Source organism: Microbacterium sp., assembly GCF_032084865.1.
Taxonomy (GTDB): domain Bacteria; phylum Actinomycetota; class Actinomycetes; order Actinomycetales; family Microbacteriaceae; genus Microbacterium.
In genome coordinates this window covers 1-7,157 of record NZ_DAMDLU010000148.1, presented here as the reverse complement: position 1 = coordinate 7,157, position 7,157 = coordinate 1, and the positions used below count along the sequence as shown (strand labels likewise).

Below are 7,157 nucleotides of genomic sequence, written 5' to 3'. Positions count from 1 at the left end.
CTGGCTCGCCGGCCTCGGAGCCGCGGTGCCGACAGCACCCGCGCTGAGCGGGCTGATCGAGCCGAGCGGCGCCGCCTTCGCCGGCCTGGTCGTATGGGCGGTGCTCTCGCTCGGTGTCGCGACCATCGCCGTGGCGACCCGGCGCACGACCTCCGCGAAGGCCGCGCTGGCCGCGGCGTAGCATCCGCTGTTCTGCCGCTGACTGATCGGACGTAGGCGAACAGACGAGGGTAGGACGGATCAGGCGATCCGCGTCCTACCCTCGCCTGTTCTCCGACCTGCGCGTGGGCGCGCCGCTGTCGGAGAGCGGGCTCGGCGGAAGAGCGGGATCGGCGGAAGAGTGCTCTCGCCGCAAACAGCGCCGCACGAAGACAGGCGAACGAGCCGAGACAGGCGCAACACGAGACAGGCGAGCGCGCCGAGGCAGGCGAACGAGCCGAGGTAGGACGAATCAGCGGGGTGAACTCCGACCTGCGCGTGTTGGCCTACCTCCGCGCGGGCGCGCGCGCTGCACCCGAGCGGAGTCTGAGCTCAGCTCAGCTCAGCTCAGGCCGGAGTACGCGTGCAGGCCCTTGAAGAAGACGTTCACGATCGCGAAGTTGAAGATCACGGCGGTGAAGCCGGTGATCGACAGCCAGGCCGAGGGGTTGCCGCGCCAGCCGCGCGTCGCGCGGGCGTGGATGTACCCGGCGTAGAGCACCCAGATGATGAAGGTCCAGGTCTCCTTGACGTCGAAGCCCCAGTAGCGACCCCAGGCGTCCTGGGCCCAGATCGAGCCGGCGATCAGGGTGAAGGTCCAGAAGATGAAGCCGACGACGGTGAAGTGGTAGGCCATGTTCTCGAGGCGCACCGTGTTCGGCAGCGTGCGCAGGAACCCCGGGCCGGCGTTCTCGACTCCTTCGGCGATGCGACGCTCGCGCCGCGACTGCATGAGCTGCATGACCGACAGGGCGAACGCGAGGGCGAACAGCGCTGTCGACAGCGAGGCCACGAACACATGGATCACGAGCCAGACCGACTTCAGCGGGTCGACCAGCGGCGTGACCGAGACGTAGAAGTTCGCGGCGGCGGCTCCGAGCAGCACGACGACGAGACCTGAGATGAACGTGCCGAGGTAGCGCAGGTCGATGCGGGTGAGCACCACCAGGTACACGGCCATGATCAGCAGCGTGCCGACCATCGCGAACTCGTACAGGTTCGCCCAGGGCACGCGTCCGGCGGCGAAGCCGCGGGTCAGCGTCGAGACGAGGTGGAACAGCCAGCCGAGGATGGCCAGCGCCGTGCCGATGCGGGCGAAGATGTAGCGTGGCGCGCCGCTCTTCCCTGTGCCGCGTGCGGCGGTTCCGGATGCCGGTGAGCCGGCGCCACGGGCATCCGCTCCGCCGGCAGCGACCAGCACCGGCGTCTCGACCTCGGCGGTCGTCGCCGAGGAGCGACGAGCGAGGTCGAAGGCGTAGGCGATGAACGAGCCGGCGTAGACGGCGATGGCCGTCCACAGCGTGAGGATCGAGATCGAATCGAGGTCGGGCATGTCATGCTCCCTGTGCGGGGGTCGTGCTTTCGGGCGCGGCCGCTTCGAGAAGCCGCTCGTGTCCGCGGACGAGGTCGTCCACGGCGGCGGCGAGGGTGGGATCGTCACCGCGCGCGAGCGCGGCGTACTCGAGGTGGATTCCGTCGTCGGCGGCGGTGGCCTTCACCCACATGCGCCGACGCGGCACGAAGAGGGCGAGCCCCAAGCCGCCGAGGGCGAGCAGCGCGAACGCCAGCACCCACGGCGCCGAGGCGTCGTGATGGATCTGCAGCGAGACATAGCGCTTGACCGACTGCAGGGTGTCTTTCGCGCCCTCCGGCGACACGTTCTCGAACGTGACCGTGCCGAGCCCGTTCGGCAGGTCGGCCGTCTCGCCGGGCTGCAGCTCGATCGACTTCGTGTCGGTGGTGCGGCCGTTGAGCTTCTCGAGGCCGTCGGTGTTCAGCTCGAACACCGAGACCGGCTTGCCGCCGTCGACGCCGAGGTCTCCCTGGTAGACGTCGAGAGTCAGCAGCGGCAGGTTCAGCGCGCCGTGCACCGAGGTGTACGCCCCGCTCTTCATCTTCAGCGGCGTCGGGTACAGGAACCCGATCATGCCGAGCTGCTCGGGCATGCCGTCGGTGATCTTGACCACGCCGAGCGAGGTCATCGCGCTGTCCTGCGGCAGGAACTCCACCGGGCCGCTGAACACCTTCTCGCCCTCGGCGTTGCGCACGGTGATGGTGGGCGCGTAGCCGTTTCCGAGCAGGTAGATGCTGTCGCCGCCGATGTGCAGCGGGTGGTTGACGCGCACGGTGCCCTTGCTGGTCGAGCCGTCGACGTTTCGCACCGAGAGATTGGCGGCGAAGTTGCCGGCCTGACCGGCACCGGGCGTGCCGAAGTCCTCATAGGTGATGTCGAACGAGTCGAGAGTCAGCGCGTACGGCTGGAACGAGTCATCGGCGACGAAACGGCCCCGGTTGATCGAGTTGTAGTCGATCAGGGTGTTGACGTAGCTGGCACCCTCGATGACCACGCGCTGACCGGTGTAGGCGAATCCGCCGCCGAGTCCGACGGTGACGAGCACACCTACGAGGGCGATGTGGAAGAGCAGGTTGCCGGTCTCGCGCCAGTAGCCGCGCTCGGCCGAGACCGACCACGTCCGGCCGCGGTCGTAGCGTGCGACGCGGTAGCCGAGGGACTTCAGCTGCTTCTCGGCGACATCGATCGCGGCGGCCGCGTCTCCGTTCCCTTCGGCAGGCTCAGGGGCCCAGACTGTGGCTCGGTGGTGCTCGAGCCGGCCGAGCCGCGCCGGAGTGCGTGGCGGCAGTGCGCGCAGCGCCTTGGCGTGGTGCTTGATGCGCGGGATGATGCAGCCGATCAGCGAGATGAACAGCAGCAGGTAGATGGCCGAGAACCACGGCGACGAGTACACGTCGAACATGCTGAGGGCGTCGAGCGCCGGGAAGATCTCGGGGTTGTTCTGCTTGTACTGCACCACGCCGTTGGGGTCGGCGGTGCGCTGCGGGAACACCGATCCGGGGATCGCCGCGATGGCGAGCAGGAGCAGCAGCACCAGCGCGACGCGCATGGACGTCAGTTGGCGCCAGCCCCACCGCAGCCAGCCGACGGCACCCAGCCTGGGCTGGGTGATCTCGTCATCGACCGGTGCGGAGTCGATGTGATCGGAGGGACGCAGCGGGTCGGATGCCGCCGCCGTGCCCTCGGAGCGATCAGAGGGGGAGGATGACACTGCTCATCACCGCCGTGAGTCGGGACATGATCTGGGTCCACACGCCGGTGACCATCAGCAGGCCGAGCACGATCAGCAGCGCGCCGCCGACGATGTTGACGGTGCGGATGTGGCGGCGCATGAACGCGGTCGCGCTGGTCGCCCAGCCGAAGCCGAGCGCGACGAGCAGGAACGGGATGCCGAGGCCGAGCGAGTACGCGACGCCGAGCAGCCCGGCACGCCACGGGTCGCCGAGGGTCCAGCCGACGCTGATGATCGCGCCGAGGGTCGGGCCGGTGCACGGCGCCCAACCGATCGCGAGGGTGAACCCGAGAAGGGGAGCGCCGATCAGGCCCGTCGTCGAGTCGACCTGCATCTTGAACTGCCGCTGAGCGAAGCCGAACAGTCCGAGGAAGATCAGGCCCATCAGCACGACCACGCCGCCGAGGATGCGGGTGATCAGGTCGCCCCACTCGAGGAAGAAGACGGATGCCGCGCCGCCGATCACCGTGTAGGCGACGAACACCACCGTGAACCCGGCGATGAAGAGCAGGACGCCGAGCAGCATCCGGCGGCGCTGGGACCCTGAGCCCATCTGGGCCTCTGAGCTTGCCGAAGGGCCCGACGCGGCCGTGCCCGCCGCTCCCCCGAGGAATCCGAGGTAACCCGGTACGAGCGGCAGGATGCACGGCGACAGGAACGACACGAGTCCCGCGAGAAGGGCGAGCGGGATGGCGATCCAGAGCGCACCGGCTCCGATCACGGCATCCGGAGTCACGCCTTCTCCTCGAGGGCGTCCTTGATGAGGGTCGACAGGATCGAGGTGCCGTCGATCGGTCCGATGATGCGCGCGGCGACCCGGCCCTGCCTGTCGAGCACGAGGGTGGTGGGCGGCGCCTGGATCGGTGTCACCCGGGCGAAGGCGAGCTTGGCGTCGCCGGTGGTGGCGTCCATGAGGCTCGGATAGGTCACGCCGTAGGTCTTCGCGAAGGCCTTCGCGGTGTCGGCCTGGTCGTAGATGTTCACGCCGATGAACTGCACGCCGACGGCCTTGTGCTTCTGCCAGGTGGCCTCGAGGTCTTCGGCTTCGACGCGGCACGGGCCGCAACCGGCGTACCAGAAGTTGACGACGGCGACCTCGCCGCGGATGTCGTCGCTCGAGAACTTCTCGCCGTCTTCGGTCACCCCGCCGAAATCGACCGGCGCCTTGCGCTCGGCTGCGGGGATCGGCTCGACGCGGAAATCAGCGGAGGTGTACGCCTTCTGATCGCCGTTCTTGTACGCCTCGACCATGGGGTCGGGCGCGCACGCGCTCAGACCGATGACGAGCGTCGCGGCGAGCGCAGCGGCGCCGATGCGCCAGGCGCCGCGAAGGGAACGAGCAGGCACGGACACGCTGGGAATCGTACGCGCGGTTCCTATGCGCGCTCTGAAACGGACCGCCGGTCGCTTTCGAATCGCTCAACTGGCGGTTTCCCGGCCGAGGGAACCGCCAGTTGAGCGATTCGAACTGGGGGACGACGGGTCAGACCGCGCCGAGGTCGATGCCCTTGGCCGCCGGCTCCGCGTAGTCGACCTCGCGCCACACGTCACCGACGCGCTCGAACGAGGTGACGCTCGACAGCGCACAGCGGCGGGTGCGCGGATCGTGCTGCAGGGTGATGCCGGCGACCGAGAGATGCGTGATCCAGATCGGCGCCTGGTGCGAGACGAACACGATGTCACCGTCATGCGTCGCGGTGGCCCGCTCGGCGGCATCCCACGACTCATCCATCGCCGCGCGCATGCGCGTCGCGATCGACGTGTACGGCTCGCCCCAGCTGGGCACCGACGGACGGCGCAGGTGGCGCCAGTTGAACGGGTTGCGCAGGGCGCGCGACATCCGCTGTCCCTCGAACACGTTCGCGGGTTCGATGATGCGCGCGTCGTGCGTCGCGTCGAGGCCGAACAGCTCGGTGAACGGCTCGGCGGATTCCTGGGTGCGCTCGAGCGGCGAGCAGCGCAGCTCGCTCACGGGTCGGCCTGTGGATGCCAGATACTCGGCCGCATCACGCGCCATCCGGCGCCCGGCCGTGCTCAGGTGGTAGTCGGGAAGGCGCCCGTAGAGCACCCGCTGGGGGTTGTGCACTTCGCCATGTCGCACCAGGTGGAGTCGTCGTGCCGTCACCCGCCCACCGTATCGCGGGCGGGCACCGCGCCGGATCGGCCGTCACGACCCGCCACGTAGACTGGGCGGGTTCGTATTTCCCCGATCAGAAGGAATCTCCGTGCTTCGCACACACACGGCAGGCTCATTGAGAGCCGAGCACATCGGTCAGACAGTCACCCTCTCGGGCTGGGTCGATCGTCGCCGCGATCACGGAGGCGTCGCGTTCATCGATCTTCGCGATGCGTCGGGCATCGCGCAGGTCGTCATCCGCGACGAAGAGGTGGCGCACCCGCTGCGCTCGGAGTTCGTGCTGCAGGTGACCGGCGAGGTCTCGCGCCGCCCCGAGGGCAACGAGAACCCGAACCTGCCGACCGGCGAGATCGAGCTGATCGCGGCCGACGTGGTCGTGCTCAACGAGTCGGCCCCCCTCCCCTTTCAGGTCTCGAGCGGCCTGGCCGAGTCCGACCCGATCGGCGAGGAGGTGCGTCTGAAGCACCGCTACCTCGACCTGCGGCGCCCGAACCCGGCCGCCGCGATGCGCCTGCGCTCGGACGTCTACAAGGCCATCCGCGACGAGCTGCACCAGCGCGATTTCGTCGAGGTCGAGACGCCGACACTGACGCGGTCGACGCCCGAGGGCGCCCGTGACTTCCTCGTGCCGGCGCGCCTGCACCCGGGCAGCTGGTACGCCCTGCCGCAGTCGCCGCAGCTGTTCAAGCAGCTGCTGATGGTCGGCGGTGTCGAGAAGTACTTCCAGATCGCGCGCTGCTACCGCGACGAGGACTTCCGCGCCGACCGGCAGCCGGAGTTCACCCAGCTCGACATCGAGATGAGCTTCGTCGAGCAGGAGGACGTCATCGAGATGATGGAGTCGCTCATCGTCGCGATGTGGAAGACCATCGATGTCGACGTGCAGACCCCGCTGCCGCGCATCACCTACGCCGATGCGATGGCCAAGTACGGCTCCGACAAGCCCGACCTGCGCTTCGGACTCGAGCTGGTCGAGGTGACCGACTACTTCGTGAACACCCCGTTCCGGGTGTTCCAGTCGGAGTACGTCGGCGCCGTGCTGATGCCCGGCGGCGCGTCGCAGCCCCGCAAGACGCTGGACGCCTGGCAGGACTGGGCCAAGCAGCGCGGTGCCCGCGGACTCGCCTACGTGCTCTTCAACGAGGACGGAACGCTGGGCGGCCCCGTCGCCAAGAACCTGTCCGAGGCCGAGCAGGCGGGCCTCGCCGACCTCGTGGGAGCGAAGCCGGGCGACTGCGCGTTCTTCGCCGCGGGCGAGACGAAGGCCAGCCGCGCGCTGCTCGGCGCCGCACGCGTCGAGATCGGCCGCCGCCTCGAGCTGCTCGACCCGGACGTGTTCGCGTTCACGTGGGTCGTCGACGCGCCGATGTTCGAGCCCGCAGGCGACGCCGTGGCATCCGGCGATGTCGCGGTCGGCTCCGGCGCCTGGACGGCGGTGCACCACGCGTTCACCGGGCCGAAGCCCGAGTTCGAGGCGACGTTCGACACCGACCCGGCATCCGCTCTCGCCTACGCGTACGACATCGTCTGCAACGGCTCGGAGCTGGGCGGCGGATCGATCCGCATCCATCGCGAAGACGTGCAGAAGCGCGTCTTCAGCGTGATGGGGATCACCGAGGATGAGGTTGAGGAGAAGTTCGGCTTCCTGCTCGAAGCGTTCAAGTTCGGCGCTCCTCCGCACGGCGGCATCGCGCTGGGCATGGACCGCGTCATGCAGCACCTGACGAAGACGGAGT

Annotated in this window: 7 protein-coding genes; 2 read left to right on the top strand and 5 right to left on the bottom strand. The window is 68.8% G+C overall.

What is annotated here, in order from left to right; translation table 11 throughout:
- A partial coding sequence (locus tag RT309_RS12845; RefSeq protein ID WP_313357621.1) for a hypothetical protein occupies nt 1–181 on the top strand: 181 nt, incomplete at its 5' end.
- A 360-nt stretch (nt 182–541) separates the two neighbouring features.
- On the opposite strand, the gene ccsB is transcribed toward RT309_RS12845, so the two are convergent.
- From ccsB to RT309_RS12820, 5 genes are all read right to left on the bottom strand, one after another.
- Nucleotides 542–1,531: a c-type cytochrome biogenesis protein CcsB gene (gene ccsB, locus RT309_RS12840; protein ID WP_313357619.1), complete on the bottom strand. Its 990-nt coding sequence runs from the start codon at nt 1,529–1,531 to the stop codon at nt 542–544.
- Nucleotide 1,532: 1 nt separating this feature from the next.
- Nucleotides 1,533–3,263: a cytochrome c biogenesis protein ResB gene (locus RT309_RS12835; RefSeq protein WP_313357617.1), complete on the bottom strand. Its 1,731-nt coding sequence runs from the start codon at nt 3,261–3,263 to the stop codon at nt 1,533–1,535.
- Complete coding sequence (locus tag RT309_RS12830; protein ID WP_313357616.1) at nt 3,244–4,020, bottom strand: cytochrome c biogenesis protein CcdA; 777 nt, start codon at nt 4,018–4,020, stop codon at nt 3,244–3,246. The genes RT309_RS12835 and RT309_RS12830 overlap by 20 nt, the downstream gene beginning before the upstream one ends.
- Complete coding sequence (locus tag RT309_RS12825) at nt 4,017–4,637, bottom strand: TlpA disulfide reductase family protein (protein ID WP_313357614.1); 621 nt, start codon at nt 4,635–4,637, stop codon at nt 4,017–4,019. Before RT309_RS12825 ends, RT309_RS12830 begins: the two co-directional genes overlap by 4 nt.
- Before the next feature lie 130 nt (nt 4,638–4,767).
- Nucleotides 4,768–5,409 (bottom strand): histidine phosphatase family protein, encoded by a 642-nt coding sequence (locus RT309_RS12820; RefSeq protein ID WP_313357612.1) that lies wholly within the window; start codon nt 5,407–5,409, stop codon nt 4,768–4,770.
- A gap of 100 nt (nt 5,410–5,509) precedes the next feature.
- On the opposite strand from RT309_RS12820, the gene aspS reads away from it, so the two are divergent.
- On the top strand, nt 5,510–7,157 hold a 1,648-nt coding region (gene aspS, locus RT309_RS12815), incomplete at its 3' end, for an aspartate--tRNA ligase (RefSeq protein ID WP_313357610.1).